22 protein-coding genes and 1 riboswitch are annotated in these 17,052 nt (G+C 45.5%); of the genes, 20 read left to right on the top strand and 2 right to left on the bottom strand.

Annotated elements, in window-relative coordinates; all coding sequences use genetic code 11:
- Positions 1-14: 14 nt before the first annotated feature.
- Entirely contained in the window at positions 15-128 is a 114-nt protein-coding gene (locus BV455_RS00815) for a cytochrome c oxidase subunit 2A (RefSeq protein ID WP_375781791.1), read from the bottom strand.
- A gap of 485 nt (positions 129-613) precedes the next feature.
- A riboswitch (purine riboswitch) is annotated at positions 614-715 on the top strand.
- 123 nt (positions 716-838) lie between these two features.
- Here BV455_RS00815 and BV455_RS00810 point away from each other — a divergent pair.
- The 18 genes from BV455_RS00810 to BV455_RS00725 all read left to right on the top strand — a co-directional run bounded on the left by BV455_RS00810 (position 839) and on the right by BV455_RS00725 (position 15,223).
- A complete protein-coding gene (locus tag BV455_RS00810) occupies positions 839-1,426 on the top strand; it encodes a xanthine phosphoribosyltransferase (protein ID WP_042409568.1) in 588 nt (195 codons plus the stop codon).
- Entirely contained in the window at positions 1,423-2,730 is a 1,308-nt protein-coding gene (locus BV455_RS00805; protein ID WP_218687618.1) for a nucleobase:cation symporter-2 family protein, read from the top strand. The genes BV455_RS00810 and BV455_RS00805 overlap by 4 nt, the downstream gene beginning before the upstream one ends.
- Positions 2,731-3,272: 542 nt before the next feature.
- Entirely contained in the window at positions 3,273-4,253 is a 981-nt protein-coding gene (locus BV455_RS00800; protein ID WP_042409563.1) for a hypothetical protein, read from the top strand.
- Positions 4,254-4,760: 507 nt separating this feature from the next.
- Positions 4,761-5,834, top strand: a complete 1,074-nt coding sequence (locus BV455_RS00795) for a type III polyketide synthase (protein WP_017437383.1) — start codon at positions 4,761-4,763, stop codon at positions 5,832-5,834.
- Positions 5,825-6,400 (top strand): isoprenylcysteine carboxyl methyltransferase family protein, encoded by a 576-nt coding sequence (locus tag BV455_RS00790; RefSeq protein ID WP_042409560.1) that lies wholly within the window; start codon positions 5,825-5,827, stop codon positions 6,398-6,400. Before BV455_RS00795 ends, BV455_RS00790 begins: the two co-directional genes overlap by 10 nt.
- 90 nt (positions 6,401-6,490) lie before the next feature.
- Complete coding sequence (locus tag BV455_RS00785) at positions 6,491-10,177, top strand: dynamin family protein (RefSeq protein WP_218687617.1); 3,687 nt, start codon at positions 6,491-6,493, stop codon at positions 10,175-10,177.
- Positions 10,174-10,920: a nucleotidyltransferase domain-containing protein gene (locus tag BV455_RS00780; RefSeq protein ID WP_081161422.1), complete on the top strand. Its 747-nt coding sequence runs from the start codon at positions 10,174-10,176 to the stop codon at positions 10,918-10,920. Before BV455_RS00785 ends, BV455_RS00780 begins: the two co-directional genes overlap by 4 nt.
- Positions 10,921-10,934: 14 nt before the next feature.
- Positions 10,935-11,126: a hypothetical protein gene (locus BV455_RS00775; RefSeq protein ID WP_042409553.1), complete on the top strand. Its 192-nt coding sequence runs from the start codon at positions 10,935-10,937 to the stop codon at positions 11,124-11,126.
- Positions 11,119-11,382 (top strand): YpbS family protein, encoded by a 264-nt coding sequence (locus tag BV455_RS00770; RefSeq protein ID WP_017437388.1) that lies wholly within the window; start codon positions 11,119-11,121, stop codon positions 11,380-11,382. Before BV455_RS00775 ends, BV455_RS00770 begins: the two co-directional genes overlap by 8 nt.
- 12 nt (positions 11,383-11,394) lie before the next feature.
- Positions 11,395-12,231, top strand: a complete 837-nt coding sequence (locus BV455_RS00765; protein ID WP_218687616.1) for a sulfurtransferase — start codon at positions 11,395-11,397, stop codon at positions 12,229-12,231.
- Positions 12,232-12,297: 66 nt separating this feature from the next.
- Entirely contained in the window at positions 12,298-12,450 is a 153-nt protein-coding gene (locus BV455_RS00760) for a hypothetical protein (protein ID WP_166909330.1), read from the top strand.
- A gap of 217 nt (positions 12,451-12,667) precedes the next feature.
- Entirely contained in the window at positions 12,668-13,183 is a 516-nt protein-coding gene (locus BV455_RS00755) for a redoxin domain-containing protein (protein ID WP_017437391.1), read from the top strand.
- Between the two features lie 140 nt (positions 13,184-13,323).
- Complete coding sequence (locus BV455_RS00750; RefSeq protein ID WP_017437392.1) at positions 13,324-13,455, top strand: FbpB family small basic protein; 132 nt, start codon at positions 13,324-13,326, stop codon at positions 13,453-13,455.
- Positions 13,456-13,510: 55 nt separating this feature from the next.
- The gene (locus tag BV455_RS00745; RefSeq protein WP_017437393.1) at positions 13,511-13,654 is read left to right on the top strand and encodes an acid-soluble spore protein N; all 144 of its coding nucleotides are present in this window, start codon (positions 13,511-13,513) and stop codon (positions 13,652-13,654) included.
- Positions 13,655-13,709: 55 nt separating this feature from the next.
- Positions 13,710-13,940, top strand: a complete 231-nt coding sequence (gene tlp / locus BV455_RS00740; RefSeq protein ID WP_017437394.1) for a small acid-soluble spore protein Tlp — start codon at positions 13,710-13,712, stop codon at positions 13,938-13,940.
- A gap of 121 nt (positions 13,941-14,061) precedes the next feature.
- Positions 14,062-14,478, top strand: coding sequence for an acyl-CoA thioesterase (locus tag BV455_RS00735; RefSeq protein WP_017437395.1), 417 nt, complete (start codon positions 14,062-14,064; stop codon positions 14,476-14,478).
- 14 nt (positions 14,479-14,492) lie between these two features.
- Positions 14,493-14,792: a hypothetical protein gene (locus tag BV455_RS00730; RefSeq protein WP_218687615.1), complete on the top strand. Its 300-nt coding sequence runs from the start codon at positions 14,493-14,495 to the stop codon at positions 14,790-14,792.
- Positions 14,793-14,818: 26 nt separating this feature from the next.
- Positions 14,819-15,223, top strand: coding sequence for a hotdog fold thioesterase (locus BV455_RS00725; protein ID WP_017437397.1), 405 nt, complete (start codon positions 14,819-14,821; stop codon positions 15,221-15,223).
- A 38-nt stretch (positions 15,224-15,261) separates the two neighbouring features.
- Here the strand turns inward: BV455_RS00725 and BV455_RS00720 are convergent, their stop codons facing one another.
- A complete protein-coding gene (locus tag BV455_RS00720) occupies positions 15,262-15,549 on the bottom strand; it encodes a HesB/YadR/YfhF family protein (protein WP_017437398.1) in 288 nt (95 codons plus the stop codon).
- A 141-nt stretch (positions 15,550-15,690) separates the two neighbouring features.
- Between BV455_RS00720 and BV455_RS00715 the strand changes: the two genes are divergently transcribed.
- Both BV455_RS00715 and BV455_RS00710 read left to right on the top strand, forming a co-directional pair.
- Complete coding sequence (locus tag BV455_RS00715; protein ID WP_017437399.1) at positions 15,691-15,828, top strand: hypothetical protein; 138 nt, start codon at positions 15,691-15,693, stop codon at positions 15,826-15,828.
- Positions 15,829-16,096: 268 nt separating this feature from the next.
- Entirely contained in the window at positions 16,097-17,035 is a 939-nt protein-coding gene (locus BV455_RS00710) for a magnesium transporter CorA family protein (protein WP_017437400.1), read from the top strand.
- Positions 17,036-17,052 lie beyond the last annotated feature (17 nt).

Genomic DNA, 17,052 nt, shown 5'->3' with positions numbered 1-17,052 from the left:
CCCTCCCTTATAAGCTATAAGCGATGCAAGAATAAGAAATAAACACTAACCCATGAGAAAATGATGAAAAACCCGAGCAAGAATACAGAAGCAAGCGTGCCTTTTAATGATGTGTCGTGCTCTTTCATTTTTTTTGTGTTTGTTTTTGTTCGCTGCAATTCTGGTTTTGCCATCTCCTATACCTCCTCCCAACAAAAGTCATCTCCTAACTTCATCATACAAAATCATGTGGAAAATGGTAGGCGCATTTTACTAGTTCACAAATTATTCATTCCTTACTTTGTCACTATAATAACCTTAAAAAATTGATATAACAGTGATTTTTCTCACATAGGCGGGAGGAGAAATGTGAAAATATTGTGAACAGCCGCTTTCATCATAGCAGGAGAACAGCAGCAATTGGATCGACTCAATGACAGGCAGCGGTTTCAAACTTGTCCCTGGCCATTGGCAGCGAACGCACGATTTTCTTCGCTACCCGTATAGGAAAAGCGTCGATGTTAGAGAGAAAATGATTATTATACGAACAATAATCTTTTATTAATAAAAAATGTTCGTGTAAATATCGAAAAAATGCTTTCCAAACGTCAAAAACCATGGTATACTGCAAATAACTTCATTATGCTGACTCACTCATATAATTGCAGGAATATGGCCTGCAAGTCTCTACCGGCCGACCGTAAATCGGCCGACTATGGGTGGCAATGTCAGAACGGAATCAGCGGCAAATGCCGAATAGGCATTTGTCTCGTTTGTTTTGGCTTAAAAGACATTGCCTGACTCATGAAATGAGTGAGGACAGTGTTTTTTAAGCTTTTTTATTTAAAGGGGGAACGGTATGCGCGAATTAATCGAAAAGATCATGGAAGAAGGAGAAGTGCTTTCCGAACATGTGTTGAAAGTGGATCGTTTTTTAAACCATCAAGTCGATCCGCAGTTGATGAAGAAAATCGGCGAACATTTTGCCGATGAGTTTCGCCATGAGCGGATTACGAAAGTGCTGACGCTGGAGTCTTCCGGCATCAGCCCGGCTTTGATGACTGCTTATGAGTTAAACGTTCCGCTGCTTGTGGCGCGGAAGCGAAAACCGGTAACGCTGTCGGAAAACACATATAAAGCGAGTGTATATTCGTTTACGAAACGAGAAGAAACAGAAATTTTCGTTTCGCAGACGCTGCTTGACTGTGAAGACCGCGTGTTAATTATTGATGACTTTTTAGCAAACGGCCAAGCAGCATTAGGTTTGACGGATATCGTTGCACAGGCGAAGGCACATGTTGCCGGCATCGGCATTGTTATTGAAAAAGCATTCCAAGGCGGCGGACAGCTGCTTCGTTCCCGCGGTTATCGCGTTGTGTCATTGGCGCGAATCGCTTCATTGCAAGACGGAACCGTGAAACTTATCGAAGAGGTGATGTGTGAATGAAGCCGTTGCAATTATGCTCATTAGGAGTTCAACATGTGCTGGCCATGTATGCGGGAGCGATTATTGTGCCGCTTATTGTGGGCGGGGCGCTGCACTTGACGTCGGAACAGTTGACGTATTTAGTGGCGATTGATTTGTTTACGTGCGGGGTTGCGACGTTATTGCAAGTGTGGAAAAACAAATTTTTCGGCATCGGTCTTCCGGTCATGCTCGGCTGTACGTTTACGGCGGTCGGCCCGATGATTGCGATTGGACAGCAATACGGGTTATCTGCCGTCTACGGCGCAATTATTTCCGCTGGGCTGTTTGTCGTGATCATTGCCAAATATTTTAGCAAGCTGCGCGTGTTGTTTCCGCCGATTGTGACCGGCTCGGTCGTTACCGTCATCGGGCTTACGCTTGTTCCGGCGGCGATGAATAATATGGCCGGCGGACAAGGGGCAAAAGATTTCGGCGATATCAGCAATATCGCGCTTTCATTTGGCGTATTGGCGCTGATTGTCATCTTATATCGCTTCTTTACCGGATTCATCCGCTCCATTTCCATTTTACTCGGTATGGTCATTGGAACGATCGCGGCGGCATTGATGGGAAAAGTAGATGTCGGCGCGGTGTCCGAAGCTTCATGGGGTCATCTGCCGCACGTGTTTTACTTTGGAATCCCGACGTTCAACGCAACGGCGATCTTGACCATGATTTTGGTCGCGCTCGTCAGTTTAGTCGAATCGACCGGCGTGTATTTTGCGCTTGGCGATATTTGTAGCCGGAAATTAACGGATAACGATTTGGCGAGCGGATACCGCGCTGAAGGGCTGGCGATGGTGATCGGCGGATTGTTGAACGCGTTTCCGTATACGACTTATTCACAAAACGTCGGACTTGTCCAATTGTCGGGAGTCAAAACGCGCCGCGTCATTTATGCGGCGGGGATCATGCTGATTGTGCTTGGATTGGTTCCGAAAATCGCCGCGTTAGCAACGATTATTCCGGCGCCGGTGCTCGGCGGCGCGATGCTGGCGATGTTTGGCATGGTCATTGCCTATGGAATTAAAATGTTAAGCCAAGTTGAATTTGCATCGCAAGAAAACTTATTTATCATTGCCTGCTCGGTTGGCATGGGGCTTGGGGTGACCGCTGTTCCGAACTTATTCGCTGAACTTCCGGCAAGCATTCGTATTTTAACGGACAGCGGCATCGTCGCCGGCAGTCTCACCGCGATCGTGTTAAACATTTTATTCCATGTTCTTCCGAATAAAAAGCGTGTAAAATCCGCATCTTCTGTCTATCAACAGCAAGTATCGTAATTGATGAAAAGGGCTGGCTTTTAATATTAACGGATTCACTTGCGGGAGAGAAAATAACATATCTATTTCTATTAAAAGACCAATTCGCATTAGAATTGGTCTTTTAATTTTTGTTGATATATCAACATTTTTATTGTTTTGGCGTATAAAATCGCAACTAAATTCACATATGAATTAGCAAAATGGCAATCATGATGGTCACTGAAAAAATGGATGTGCTAAACGGACTGTTCTTTCAGATTCGCTGCATTTTTTAGGATCGGCTTAAAAATCTTGTTTTGAAGCAAAGAAAGAAGTTGAATCATATTCGATTTTTGGAGGCGGTGCTAAACATCCTTTTTCTGTATTTCAAAATCCTATTGACAATAAAGTAAATAATAATTTATTATTAGGTTGGTTATAACGTAAATTTATATTTACTTTTTTGGTTAATATCTAATAAAAATAGTAAATATATATTTATTATTTATGTATTTATAATTAATATATGTTTATTAATCGATTTATCACAAACACAGTATAAAGAAAAAGGAGTGTTTTTTATGTATTCATCCGGGTTGAAGTTTGGGATATATCCGCTTGGTGTGGCCGGTACACCCGCCGGTTTAGCTGTCGGACCTCGGGACGACTATGAGCAAATTCAACTGGCATTAAAACACCTTCGAGGAGAATCTAAATCGCTGTTATCCAGAATTTATCTCGTTTATACGGGACCTGCTGATTCGGAGGAGAAACTCTTATCGATCGTGGAGAAATATGTGCGTTTGGGATTAATGGGAGACTTGGTAGTAGGTTCTTTGGCTCCGAACATAGAGATGGACCACTGGCTCGGGCTTATTAGGAAAATAATTAGACAGTATGGTTCCTACATTGATTCACTGCAAATTACGAATGAACCCAACTTGACCTTTATGGACGGATCGAACCCTAACATCTTGCCATTGTTGGTGCAGGGTGTTATTGCAGCAAAAGAGGAAACGCAAGCAGCGAATGTTCAAGTGGATATCGGATTTGGATCTGTACCGGATATCGGTCCGAAGGTGGTCCCACATTTTTGGGAAAACCTTGCCGAACTTGGCGGAGAGGTATTCGTGGATTCATTGGATTATGTCGCACATAATTTTTATGTAGATGTATTTGAACCGCCGCTCTCTTTGGAAAAAATTCCGGCTTCCGTCGAGAACCTGTTGCGGCGTTTTCGCGAAGTGAATCTCAAGACAGCCGGCATACCCGATTCCATCCCCATACGCATTACAGAAAACGGATGGCCTACTGGCAAAAACCCTTTTACAGGCAAAGACAGATCTTACGAACATCAATCTGAAGTACTAGAGACGATCATACGGACAGTTTATAAACTACGTCAAGAACTCAATATCACACATTATGAGCTTTTCGGTCTCAGGGATGCAGACAGTTCCAAAGATGATCTCTTTCATCAATTTGGCATCATGCGGGATAATTATACTCCGAAACCGGCGTTTTATACATTTCAGCGTTTGATACAGGAGTTAGGAATTTGAAAGTGTTCACAAAGTCAAGAAAAATTTTTTTTGATACGGTGATTCCTTAAATACGAAATGACTTGAGTCCCCATGTGGTTCTCAAGTTTTTTTCATTTTTTGGGCAAATAACCCCAAAATGACCGGATTCTCCCTTTATCCCTGGTAGAGGTCGTAAATGAATTTAATGTAATTTAAAACTAAAAGCTTCAATTATAGTGTAACATAAGGATTCCTTCATTTGAGGGTAATTTATAAAAAAACATTGTTATTGAACAGATGCGTTAGTTCAAAAAAGAAAAACGCTCGGAATGAAAATCCGAGCGTTTTTCTTTGCGATTTATATGTGTATTTTTGTGTTAAATGTATGGCTAATTACCTTGTTAGTTGGTGTATTTTTTAATATTTTTCCCTCCCTGAAGTAAACCCGTTGCTGTAATATGCCAGCTCTTTTTTTATTGATGCATACAATGCCGGTATTAGTAACAACATAACGGTAAAGGAAATGGAAAAAACAGAGGTGTTGCTATGCCGGTGATCCTTTCGGTTGGGACAGCGATATTGCCATATAAAGTAAGCCAAGCAGAAACGAAGCAATATGTCAAACAACTGTTTGCCTCCAGTTTTCCTCATATCGACCGTCTTCTTCATGTGTTCGAAAACGGAGAAATTGAATCAAGATCGTTTGTAAAACCGCTTGCATGGTACGGAAAACGCCATCGGTTTGCCGAGAAAAATGATTTATATATTGAAAGCGCGCTTCGTTACGGATGTGAAGCGATTCAAGCATGCCTAAACAATCCGGCGTTTTTAGCCAAGCCGATTACATACGATGAAATCGAGGCGATTTTTTATATTTCGACGACGGGGCTCGCTACCCCAAGCATCGAAGCTCGCATCATGAATATTTTGCCTTTTTCGCCGCATACGAAGCGAATTCCAATTTGGGGGTTAGGATGTGCGGGGGGAGCGGCAGGAATTGCGCGCGCCTATGAATATTGCCTGGCGTTTCCAAAAGCGAAAGTGCTGGTCATTGCGGCCGAGTTTTGCAGTCTAACGTTTCAGCCGGACGATCATTCGAAAAGCAATTTCATCGGCACCTCGCTGTTTGCCGATGGAGTGGCGTGCGTATGCGTTGCCGGCGACGAGGCGGCCGTTGAGGCAGGACGACCGCATATTATTGCTGCGCAATCCGTACTGATGCCTGATTCGGAAGATGTGATGGGCTGGGATATCCGCGATGACGGCCTGTTCGTTGTTTTTTCAAAAGATATTCCTTCGTTCATCCGCACGTGGCTGCGGCCGCAAGCGCAGTCGTTTTTGCAACAACACGGGCTAGCCTTTGGTGACATAAACCATTTTATTGCTCATCCGGGCGGCAAAAAAGTCATTGCGGCGTATGAAGAGGCGTTTGGCATCGATAAAGAAAAAACCAACATATCCTTCCAAGTGATGAAAGAGTTTGGCAACATGTCTTCGGCCACCGTCTGCGTCGTGCTCGAGCGCTTTATGAAACAGCCGATCCCGGCGGGAGATTACGGGCTGATGGTGGCGCTCGGCCCGGGATTTAGCGCGGAAATGATTTTGCTCAGATGGGAGTGACAACAATCGTGTTTTACCTCTTTTTGCTGTGGATTGTCGGCATGCGCCTCATGGAACTCATCATCGCGAAACGAAATGAGCGGATCGTCAAAGCGATGGGCGCGAAAGAATTTGGCGCGCGCCATTATCCGTGGATCGTGGCGATGCATGTCCTGTTTTTGCTTTCATTTACGGTCGAGTCATTATGGAAGGGAGCAGAGCCTTCTCCATGGTGGCCGTTTCTTTTTAGTTTGTTTCTCATCGTGCAAGGATTGCGGATATGGACGATATTGTCGCTCGGCCGCTTTTGGAATACGAAAATTTTAGTGCTGCCCAATGCGCCGGTTGTTGTCAAGGGGCCGTATCGCTGGATCCGCCATCCCAATTATTTCATTGTCGCGCTGGAAATATGGCTCATTCCCCTGATGTTTCAGGCGTATTGGACGGCGCTTGTTTTTTCGATTGCCAACGCGATTATGCTGTTGATTCGCATTGACGCCGAAGAAGAGGCGCTAAGGTCGCTAACGAATTATGGCGAGCAGTTCGCGGTACGCCCTCGCTTTTTCCCGTTTCGTCCCGTTAAGTAAAAGGCGGGACTTTTTATTTTTTTGTTGGGAAAAGTGTGTAAATACAGTAAAATGAATATATACGATATTAACGCGTGAGGGGTATTGTGCATGAGTCCACTGGCAGAGCAAACGTCGCTAACGCCATGGTTGCAAAAAATGATCCATATACACGACATATTCATCGCCCACGGCGATGAAACGAACGCGAAAAAAGTGCGGCAGCTGTTGGAAAAAACGGCAAAACGGGAATTGGTGATCGCGTTTTGCGGCCATTTTTCCGCCGGCAAATCGAGCTTGATTAACGCGTTGCTTGGCGAGCCGTTATTGCCATCAAGCCCGATTCCCACCAGCGCCAACTTAGTTAAAGTGAAATCGGGAAAAGAATATGTGCGTGTTTTTTATAGACACGAACCGCCGGTCGAATACGACCCGCCGTACAATGAAGAGCTGATTCGCGACCAATGCAAAGACGGGGATGCGATTGAATTAATTGAAGTAAGCCGGCAGACTCCGCGCATTCCTGGCGGCATTGTCATGATGGATACCCCGGGAATCGATTCGACCGACGATGCCCACCGGCTTGCCACCGAATCGGCGCTGCATTTAGCCGATGTTGTGTTTTATATGATGGATTATAACCATGTGAAGTCAGAGTTGAATTTTCAGTTTACGAAAGACTTAACGAACCATGGAAAGACATTGTACTTGATTGTCAATCAAATTGATAAACACCGCGAGCAGGAATTGCCGTTTCACACATTTCGCCAGTCGGTGGAAGAAGCGTTTCGCGACTGGGGAGTGAAAGCGGAGCGCGTGTTTTTTATATCGTTAAAGGAGCCAGACCATCCATATAATGAATGGAACGAGCTGGCACACTGCATGCATGCGCTGTTTCGCGACAAAGACGGCCGGCTTCTGTATGGAGTGGAAACGGCGCTAAAGCGGCTTGTCGACGAGCATGTTCGTTGGCTTAAGGAGCAGGACGAAGAACACGAACAGGCGCTGCAGATGCGGCTTTCGGAGTTAGGAGGCACGGGAGTGGAAGAAGAAGCGGCGCGGGAAAGCCTGGCGCGCCTGCAAGCGGAGCTGGAAGAGCTTGACACAGCCCTGCATCAGCTAGAAGAGGACTTTCGCCGCGAGCTGGACGGAATATTGGAACATGCTTATATCATGCCGTTTGAAACAAGGGAGCTGGCAAAAGCATATTTGCAATCGATGCAACCGGATTTTAAAATCGGCTTTTTCTTTGCCAAGTCGAAAACGGAACAGGAGCGCGAAAAGCGATTGCAGGCCTTTTATGAAAATGTAAAAGAAAAAGCGATGGCGCAAATCGAATGGCATGTGCGCCAGCTGTTTACCCGCTTCAGCAAAGAACATGCCATCGATGACCACGAACTGCTTCGTGATTGCCAGCAATGGACGGTGACATGGGAAGCGGAAATGCTGGCAAACCTGGTCAAAAAAGGAGCCGGGGTGACCGGAGAGGCAGTGTTAAATTATACGAACGATGTCGCCTATGAAATGAAAAAGCGGTATCGTAACGCAGCGATGCAGCTGTTTGCCGCGCTGCTGGAAAAATGGAAGGAACAAGCAGAAGAAAAACGCCGTCAGTTAAAAGAACAGCTGGCCGTAGAAGCAGAAAAGTATGAACTCCTTTGCGAGCTGTCTTGCCGCAGCGTGGAGCGGAAACAGCGGCGGCAGGAGCTAATGAACTTGCTTGAATCGGAGTGCAGTGAAGAAGACATCGATGAAAAGCGGCTTGCCGAGCTGACCGAATCTCCTGTGATAAGAAAACAGCAGCATAAAGCGGCGGCACTGGCTTCCAAACAGACGGAAGAAAAACAGCCGCCATCCGTTTCAGAGCAAGCGCTCGATCGGCAAAGCGGATCATCGCGCAAAAAAGTGCAGCAAGCGGTACAGCATCTGAAAGCAGCGGCAAAAACAATCGAAACAATCGGCATCATGAATCGGTTTGTCTCCCCCCTAATCGAGAAAGCAAATCGATTGCAGCACCGTGCCTTTACCGTCGCGCTTTTTGGCGCGTTCAGCGCCGGCAAGTCATCGTTTGCCAACGCGCTGATGGGCGAACGGCTGCTGCCGTCATCTCCAAATCCGACGACGGCAACGATTAATAAAATTGCGCCGCCAACCGAAGTAAACCCGCACGGAACGGCCCTAGTGCAAGTAAAAAGCAGCAAACAGCTGTTTTCTGACATTCAGGCGTCGCTCCGCCATTTTCAGCAGGAGGCAGAAACGTGGGAAGAAGCATGGGCGATGTGTCAGAAAATAGCAAACTTAGAAAAAGTGGAGCCGCACCAAAAGCCGCACTATGCTTTTCTTTGCGCGGTTCTTTCCGGCTATGAGCGCATGAAAGAGCAGCTCGGTCATACGTTCCGCATCGGGCTTGATGAGTTTTATCAATATGTGGCCGATGAAGCGACCGCCTGTTTTATTGAATGGGTGGAACTGTACTACGACTGCGCTCTTACCCGCCAAGGAATCACCTTGGTCGATACGCCGGGGGCTGATTCGATTAACGCGCGCCATACGGGGGTGGCGTTTGATTATATTAAAAACGCCGATGCGGTTTTGTTTGTTACGTATTACAACCATGCGTTTTCCAAGGCAGACCGCGAATTTTTAATCCAGCTCGGCCGCGTCAAAGACACCTTTGCGCTTGATAAAATGTTTTTTGTCGTCAATGCCGCGGACTTAGCGCGCTCTAAAGAGGAATTGGACGCTGTCTTGGCGTATATGAAAGACCAGCTTGCCCGCTTTGGCATCCGTTTTCCGCGCCTTTACGCGCTGTCAAGCCGTTTCGCCTTGGAGGAGAAAATGGGCGGAGTAAAGGGGCAATACGGCTTTTTAACCGAATCGGGCATTGGCGCGTTTGAGAAAGATTTTATGCGCTTTATCATCGAGGAGTTAATGGAAGTGGCGATTCAAGGCGCTTATGCGGAAATCGAACGGGCGCATCAAACGATAGTGGAATACATCCATGCCGCGCAAAAAAGCGGGGAGGAAAAAGCGGCCAAACGGCAGGCGCTGCTAGAGGAACAAGCAAAAATGCATGATATTCTCGGCAAGATAACGGCCGAGCACGATTGGCAGGCGCTTATCCAAGAAACAGATGAACTTGTGTATTACGTCAAACAGCGCGTATTGCTGCGGCTGAACGACTGGTTTAAAGAAGCGTTCAATCCGGCTTCTTTAAGGGATGACGGACGCGATATCCGCCGCGCTTTAAACATGTGTCTCGAAGAGTTGCTGCATTCGGTGGGCTTTGATTTAGCACAAGAAATGCGGGCGACGAGTTTACGAGTGGAGAAGTTTTTGAAAGAGCGGCTTCAAGATCAATTTACTGATGCATGCAAAAAGCTGGAACAGATTCATCCAGGGATGCCGCTGTCCGATTTAGAGGCTGTTTCCTTTGTCACACCGGAATTTGACAACGGGTTAGAACACATAGACCGGTCAAGATTTGCAAAAGCATTATCGATGTATAAAAACGCGAAATCGTTTTTTGAGCGGGACGAAAAGCGGTTAATGAAAGAGGAAATCGAAAAGCAATTGCAGCAGCCAATCGATGAATACCTTGCCGCCCAAAAGCAACAGCTGCTTTCCGCTTACGAAGGGCAATATAAAGCGGTGATAGAGGAGCTAGTTGCTCTTTTAACCCACCAAGTCGACGACCATTTTGCGGGACTATACACGGCGTTAACGGATGCTCTCGATATCGAACAGCTGCACCAATGTGCAGCGCAGTTAGCTCGCATATTGGAGGAGCGGGGATGAACAAGGTCATCGAACGCGGATTGATGGCGATTGAAAAACAGCAAGCGGTTCGCATATTGTACGCGTGCGAGGCAGGGAGTCGTTCCTATGGAATGGAGACGCCAGCGAGCGATTATGACATCCGGCTGATCACGATGAAACCGGTTCGCGCCTATGTATCGGTTGTCAAACCATCTTTGTCATGGAGTCATTCTGCCCCGCCGTATGAGTGGCACAGCTGGGATATTTTTAAAGCACTGGAGCTGCTTCGCAAATCCAACCCATCGTTGTATGAGTGGTTCTCGACGCCGATCGTTTACGCAAAAGACGATTTCTTTTACACGAAAATGAAGGAAATGATTGATAAGCATTACTCATTACGAGTTTTGGCCCACCATTACCATTCGATGGCAATAAAAAATATTCATACTCTCACAAAAAAAGAAATGGAGCCAAAAGCATATATAAAAACGTATGTACAAGCGCTGCGCGGCGCGCTTATGTTCCGCTGGATCGTGTGCCGCGGCACGCTGCCGCCGCTTCTGTTTACGGAATTGGTGGATGGGGATGCGTCGCTACACGAGTTTGTAGAGCGGCTGAAGCTGGCCAAACAAGGAGAACAGACGGATGTTCGCCAATTTGCGCCGGAAACAGTAGCAGCGCTCCTTGACGTTGATTCGTCGGTCATTGAAACGCTGCCGGCAGGCGAGCCGCTCGATGTCCGCATGCTTGATGAATTGGCATGGACGCTGTTAGGCGTATAAAAAGGGGAGATGGGATGAATCGGTTTCATGCGTGCGCCACATGCATTCATTATGGAATGGAAAAGACGGAAAAAGGACTTTATACGTATTGCCGGAGGCTTGGCTATGAAACAAAGCCATATTACCAATTCAACTGCTGGACGCCAAAGCCCAATGTGCGAAAGTTAATGGAAAAAGGAATGAGAAAGGAAGATCATCATGACTGAAGTGCACCAAGCGATTACCGCCCATTTGCAAAAGCAGCATGCCATCCTTAAGAAGTTTGCTGAACTCGAACAAGAGCGCGAGCACTATATTGAGGAAGCTGTGATGCTTTGCCGAAACGGGCAGCCGTTTACAGTTGAAAAAATTAACGCGGTAACCAAAAAGATGAATGAACTGGCAAAACAAGGGGTGGTGCCGGCACGAAAATATGTAACAGTAGAAATGGTCAAAGAGTATGTGGAACGCAGCAAAAAGTGAGGGGGGAGCGAAATGAAGCATATCGTTTCACAAACATGGCTGGCGGAGCGGCTTAACAAGGAAGATGTCCGCATCATCGACTGCCGCTTTCATTTAAACGATCCAAAGCGCGGATTGGCGGAATATATCGAAGACCATATTCTTGGCGCTTTCTATTTCGATTTGGAAAAAGATTTGTCGGCGCCGGTTTCTGAACATGGCGGCCGCCATCCGCTTCCATCTGTGGAAGAAGTGGCGGAAAAATTAGGTGCGGCCGGCATTGATGAAACAGTTACAGTCATAGCCTATGACGATCAAGACGGAGCGATGGCGGCGCGGTGCTGGTGGCTGCTCCGCTATCTTGGGCATGAGCGCGTCTATGTCCTTGATGGGAACTATACACAATGGAAAGAAAAAGGCTTTCCTGTCACTGATAAGATTCCAACAGTACCGCCGCGTTCGTTTCATCCGCGCCTGCAGCCGTCATGGCTGGCGACCGTTGATGATGTGCGCCGCGCCGTCCGCGAAGGCTCCGCTGTTTTGATTGATTCACGCGAATGGAAGCGCTACGCGGGAATTGAAGAACCAATCGACCGCGTGGCCGGCCACATTCCAGGAGCGGTCCATATGTTTTGGAAAGATGGGATCATGGCTGGCGGATATTGGAAAAGTCAGGAACAACAGGCACAGCGTTTTGCCTCCATTCGTAAAGACGCCCCGATTATCGTATATTGCGGTTCAGGGGTGACGGCATGTCCAAACGTGCTTGCCTTAAAAGAAGCGGGCTACACAAATGTCCGTTTATATGCCGGCAGCTGGAGCGACTGGATTTCATATCCAGACCATCCGATCGCGGGTGGAGAAAAATAGCGACAATATTTTTCGCCCACCGGCCGATACTAAAAATGTACCCCGATCACAAAGGAGGAATGCCGTGTGGGCCGTACAAAGCTTGGCAATGCCAATGCACAGCGAAACAATAACGCGAAACAAAAAAACGGATTCAATCAAGAATGGAATAGCGAATTTGCTTCCTATGCCGAGGTAGAAACAAAAAAAATGAAAAACGAACATAAAAATATCCGCTGATCGGGAAGGGGCGTCTGAGTAGCCCCTCTTTTTGCTTTTTTTCTGTCCTGTTTTATGCTTTAATAAACGGTAGTGATGAATGTTTAGACTACGCCTCGCTCCAAACCGGACAAGAGTTTTGGATGAGAAGATATACATATCGCATAAAAAGAATGACTTGTTTTGATGGAAAAGCGGCTAAACTTCCGTTTTCACTATGCTTACAGGAGGGACATACATGAGAAAATTCATTGCCATTGTCTTGCTGCTGGCAGTTACTGGGTACGGCATTTGGAATGCGCTCGCGGCAGAAAAAACAAAAAAAGTTGGTCTATCGGTCGGGGACGTTGCTCCTGATTTTGCCTTGCAGACATTGGCCGGCGAAACGGTGCGTTTATCTGATTTCCGTGGGAAGCCGGTCATCGTCAACTTTTGGACGACTTGGTGCCCGCCGTGCAAAAAAGAAATGCCTGACATGGAAAAGTTTTACCAAAATTACCATTCTAAAGTAGGCTTGCTTGCTGTTCATTTAACATCGCAAGATACGGTCGAAAATGCGAAATCCTTTATCCACGACTATCAATTATCATTTCCGGTGGTGCTTGATAAAAAACAAAAAGTATTAAACGAATATCATATTCAAACGATTCCGACATCGTATATTATTGACGGCGATGGAGTAATCCGGAAAAAAGTGATCGGTCCGATGACGTATAAGCAGATGGAGGAAATCACCGCGCCGCTCCGCCAATAAAAGCATCTTTCAAGTGAAAGGTGCTTTTTTGCTGTTTAAAAAAGAAAAAGTAAACTGTTATTTTTCAAAAAGTTGTAATAATTTTCATCTCTTTTGGAAATGAATGAAATTAAAATAATAAGTGAGAGGAGGGTTAAATGATGAGAAGAACCCGTAAAATAACATTTCAAGAATTAATTATGGAAAATAAACGCCAATTATTAAATGATCGCGAAGCAATGGAGAAAATCGAAAAAAAATTGGAAGAACGCATGTTAAAAAAAGCAGAATAAGTCATGCATAGCGGTCATCCGGGCGGACAGACTAGATGGTGAGGAGGCGAGGTTCATGAGCAATCCGAAAGGAAGCCGTAAACATTTCGTTCCCAACCATCTAGGTACACAGCCTCGTGCTGCTGGAGGAAATAAAGGGAAACAAATGCAAGACCAATCTGGGCAACATGCTCAAGTGATTCAAACGAAGGGCGAATAATCGTTTATTTCCATAAATACTCAAATGAAATGAAAAGCACGAAGGAGGAAGCGTAATGTCTAATCGTCCGAAACCGGATGACCGCAGCGACAACGTAGAAAAACTGCAAGATATGGTACAAAACACGATTGAAAATATCGAAAAGGCAGAGGAAACGATGCAATTTGCTTCCCCGGAAGAGCGGGAAAAAATTCGCGAAAAAAATAAACGCCGTGAAGAGGCGATTGCGGCAATGCGTGCCGAAATTAGAGACGAAGCAGCGGCACGTGAAAACGGCTACCAATAATAATCGGCGGTACGGAGTTACCCTTTATGGATGGGTGACTCCGTTTTTTTATCGAGCAAAACGAAGAATATGGTAAGATGTAGTTGTATGGATGTGGAGGATGCTAAACGGAGGGAGAAACATGAAAATAGCTGAAAAACAAATTGAAGTTCGCTATGCGGAAACGGATCAAATGGGAGTTGTGTATCATGCCAATTACCTCGTCTGGATGGAAGTAGGACGAACAGAGCTTATTAAACAGTTAGGATTTCATTATGCCGATATGGAAAAAGAAGGAATTATTTCTCCTGTTGTCGATCTGCAAGTTTCCTACAAAAAGCCGCTTCGTTACGGGGAAACGGCGACTGTTCGCACTTGGATTGATGCTTATGATGGCATCCGCGTCACTTATGGATATGAAATTTTGACGCCGGATGGAGAAATAGCGGTAACGGGAAAATCGCAGCACGTTTGCGTCAAACGTGACACCTTCCGACCGATTGTCATCCGCAAATATTTTCCTGATTGGCATGAAGCGTACGAACGGGCGAAAAAGTAAAGGAGATACATCCGATGGCATTTGGCATTCGCAGGTGGGAGTTAATGGAATGGAAGGAGAAAGTAAAAAGAGGAGAAATTGCGTTTTTAACGCATTATTGGTGTGATGAACGGTTTCCGGAATACACGAGCGTGACAAAGGTAGGCTGTTCGGATATTGAAAAACTGGCAGCCTGGGGAAAACAATACGGATTGCGCAAAGAATGGATCCATCGCCGCGGCGAGTTTTCCCATTTCGATCTGCTCGGGGAAACGCAGAAGGAAATTTTGCAGCAAGAAGGGTTGACGGAGCATTTACTGCGGTTTCATTTATAGTTAGATAAGGGAGAGAGGAAAGAAAGATGGATTTGACAAATTTAAAAGAGATTGGAAAAGGAACGTTGCTCGAAGCATTAGGGATTGAAATTACGGAAGTTGGCAAGGGTCATGTTGTCGCAACGATGCCGGTCGATCATCGCACCCACCAGCCGTTTGGATTGCTCCATGGCGGGGCTTCCGTAGCACTGGCAGAAACGGTGGCGAGCATCGGCGCCTATGCGCTCATTGATCCGGAAAAAGAAAGCGTCGTTGGCTTGGAAATCAACGCCAATCACGTCCGCGCCGTCCGCAGCGGCACGGTCACGGCCACAGGGAAGGTTCTGCACCGCGGTAAAACAACGATGGTATGGGATATCAAAATCGTCGACGAACAGGAGCGGCTTGTCTGCGTTTCCCGCTGTACGATCGCTGTCATCAAAAAAAGCTAGCGTTTTTGGCAAAAACGCTAGCTTTTTTACTTAGCTATTTACTGAATAATAAACATTGGTTCATCTGTTTTTTCGTTTACATCAACGGTTAGGTTGTGATCATCAAAATACCATCTATCCTGGTCTTCTACAAAAAAAGTAATTCCATCAACCGTTGTTTGTGCAACTGGCTCTATCGGATCTTCTTTTGCCATACCAAGAGAAAACCCTTTTTGTACGGTGCTGCATCCTCCATAGCGGGCAAAGAAGCGGATAGCATCTCCCGCTTGTAAATCCATTTCTTTTTTAAACCAGTCCAATGCTTTTGGCGTGATGATAATGTTCATTATTCCTCCTCCTCAACTAATATTATAAGAAAACGATGGCCTTTATGTAAAAAGTTTCATGAACATCTCATGACATTTTTGATTAAATTGCTTCCCGTTGACAAAAAGTAAAGAGAGAAAACAAAATAAGGAGGGAGAAAAGTGGAGAAAAAACGTCCATTTCCTTTAAGTTACGAATCGGATGGGCTGATGGGGAAGAAAACGAAAAAACAATCCGGCCATACCAAAAAAGAAAAAAAGGAGCGCGATTTTTTTAACACAACGCCAGCCAGTGAATAAAGTAGCCAGTAGGCTGCTTTTTTCTTTGGCAAACTACTATACAAATACGTCATTCAACGTTATTATTAATCGAGGAGTACTTTTTTTGAAAGGAGTGACGTTTTCGTATATGAGTAGTCGAAGTTCGAGCGAACCAGAGCCGGAATGTAGCGGGGAGCTTTGTCTTCTTCTTTTTCGATCGTCGCAGCTACTCATCGTACGAAAACGAGCTCCGATCGGAAAAGGAGAAGCGCAAACTTCCTCGCGATGAAAAGGAGGAAGGATGCGTATGATGAAAATGTATTTATCCGATGCAAACGGAAAAATGAAAGAAATCGATGAAATTAAAAACGGCTGCTGGATTAATTTAGTAGCACCGACCGAAGAAGAAATTCGCTACATTGCTAATCATCTCGATATTCCGATTGATTCGATCAAAGACGCATTGGACGACGAGGAGCGGTCGCGCGTCGAAAAAGAAGACAATCACGTATTGATTATCGTCGATATTCCGATTGCCGCCAATGATGAAGTAGATGGTCCGATGTACGAAACGATTCCGATTGGCATGATTATTACAAATACGTGCTTCATTACTGTCTGCTTGCAGGAAAACCCGATTTTCGAAGAGTTTTCCAAAAACAAAATCAAAAACTTTTACACGTTTATGAAGACGCGCTTTGCTTTGCAAATGCTATATGTGATTTCCACCTATTATTTGCGTTATTTAAAACAAATTAACCGGAGAACGAGCGAAATTGAAAAAGGATTGCATCAGTCGATGAAAAATAAAGAATTGTTTTCCCTCCTCAGCATGGAAAAAAGCTTGGTCTATTTTATGACGTCGCTGAAGGCAAACAATATTGTCATGGAACGGCTGTTGCGCCTGAATTATTTGCGTATGTACGAAGATGATCAAGATTTGCTGCAAGATGTTATTATCGAAAATAAACAGGCGATTGAAATGGCGGAAGTATACAGCAGCATTTTAAGCGGGATGATGGATGCCTTCGCTTCTGTTATTTCCAATAACTTAAACATCGTCATGAAATTTTTGACGGCGATTACGATTGTCATTTCCCTGCCGACGATGGTCGCAAGCTTCTATGGCATGAACGTGCCGATTCCGTATCAACATTCCCCATACGCCTTTTTAGTCGCGATGTTGCTGGCTGCCTCCTTGTCAGCCGCTACCGCCTATATTTTCTGGAAAAAACGATATTTTTAACAATGAAGAAGGCTGCC

The sequence above is a fragment of the Parageobacillus caldoxylosilyticus genome (genome assembly GCF_019272935.1).
Classification (GTDB): Bacteria; Bacillota; Bacilli; order Bacillales; family Anoxybacillaceae; genus Saccharococcus; species Saccharococcus caldoxylosilyticus.
Note: the sequence above shows the minus strand (reverse complement) of the source record. Positions and strands in the feature narration are given on the sequence as shown.

What these genes read in the sequence shown, in the direction of transcription:
- BV455_RS00815 (WP_375781791.1), bottom strand. Translation starts at nt 128, where the DNA reads ATGAAAGAGCACGACACATCATTAAAAGGCACGCTTGCTTCTGTATTC.
- BV455_RS00810 (WP_042409568.1), top strand. Translation starts at nt 839, where the DNA reads ATGCGCGAATTAATCGAAAAGATCATGGAAGAAGGAGAAGTGCTTTCC.
- BV455_RS00805 (WP_218687618.1), top strand. Translation starts at nt 1,423, where the DNA reads ATGAAGCCGTTGCAATTATGCTCATTAGGAGTTCAACATGTGCTGGCC.
- BV455_RS00800 (WP_042409563.1), top strand. Translation starts at nt 3,273, where the DNA reads ATGTATTCATCCGGGTTGAAGTTTGGGATATATCCGCTTGGTGTGGCC.
- BV455_RS00795 (WP_017437383.1), top strand. Translation starts at nt 4,761, where the DNA reads ATGCCGGTGATCCTTTCGGTTGGGACAGCGATATTGCCATATAAAGTA.
- BV455_RS00790 (WP_042409560.1), top strand. Translation starts at nt 5,825, where the DNA reads ATGGGAGTGACAACAATCGTGTTTTACCTCTTTTTGCTGTGGATTGTC.
- BV455_RS00785 (WP_218687617.1), top strand. Translation starts at nt 6,491, where the DNA reads ATGAGTCCACTGGCAGAGCAAACGTCGCTAACGCCATGGTTGCAAAAA.
- BV455_RS00780 (WP_081161422.1), top strand. Translation starts at nt 10,174, where the DNA reads ATGAACAAGGTCATCGAACGCGGATTGATGGCGATTGAAAAACAGCAA.
- BV455_RS00775 (WP_042409553.1), top strand. Translation starts at nt 10,935, where the DNA reads ATGAATCGGTTTCATGCGTGCGCCACATGCATTCATTATGGAATGGAA.
- BV455_RS00770 (WP_017437388.1), top strand. Translation starts at nt 11,119, where the DNA reads ATGACTGAAGTGCACCAAGCGATTACCGCCCATTTGCAAAAGCAGCAT.
- BV455_RS00765 (WP_218687616.1), top strand. Translation starts at nt 11,395, where the DNA reads ATGAAGCATATCGTTTCACAAACATGGCTGGCGGAGCGGCTTAACAAG.
- BV455_RS00755 (WP_017437391.1), top strand. Translation starts at nt 12,668, where the DNA reads ATGAGAAAATTCATTGCCATTGTCTTGCTGCTGGCAGTTACTGGGTAC.
- BV455_RS00750 (WP_017437392.1), top strand. Translation starts at nt 13,324, where the DNA reads ATGAGAAGAACCCGTAAAATAACATTTCAAGAATTAATTATGGAAAAT.
- BV455_RS00745 (WP_017437393.1), top strand. Translation starts at nt 13,511, where the DNA reads ATGAGCAATCCGAAAGGAAGCCGTAAACATTTCGTTCCCAACCATCTA.
- tlp (WP_017437394.1), top strand. Translation starts at nt 13,710, where the DNA reads ATGTCTAATCGTCCGAAACCGGATGACCGCAGCGACAACGTAGAAAAA.
- BV455_RS00735 (WP_017437395.1), top strand. Translation starts at nt 14,062, where the DNA reads ATGAAAATAGCTGAAAAACAAATTGAAGTTCGCTATGCGGAAACGGAT.
- BV455_RS00730 (WP_218687615.1), top strand. Translation starts at nt 14,493, where the DNA reads ATGGCATTTGGCATTCGCAGGTGGGAGTTAATGGAATGGAAGGAGAAA.
- BV455_RS00725 (WP_017437397.1), top strand. Translation starts at nt 14,819, where the DNA reads ATGGATTTGACAAATTTAAAAGAGATTGGAAAAGGAACGTTGCTCGAA.
- BV455_RS00720 (WP_017437398.1), bottom strand. Translation starts at nt 15,549, where the DNA reads ATGAACATTATCATCACGCCAAAAGCATTGGACTGGTTTAAAAAAGAA.
- BV455_RS00710 (WP_017437400.1), top strand. Translation starts at nt 16,097, where the DNA reads ATGATGAAAATGTATTTATCCGATGCAAACGGAAAAATGAAAGAAATC.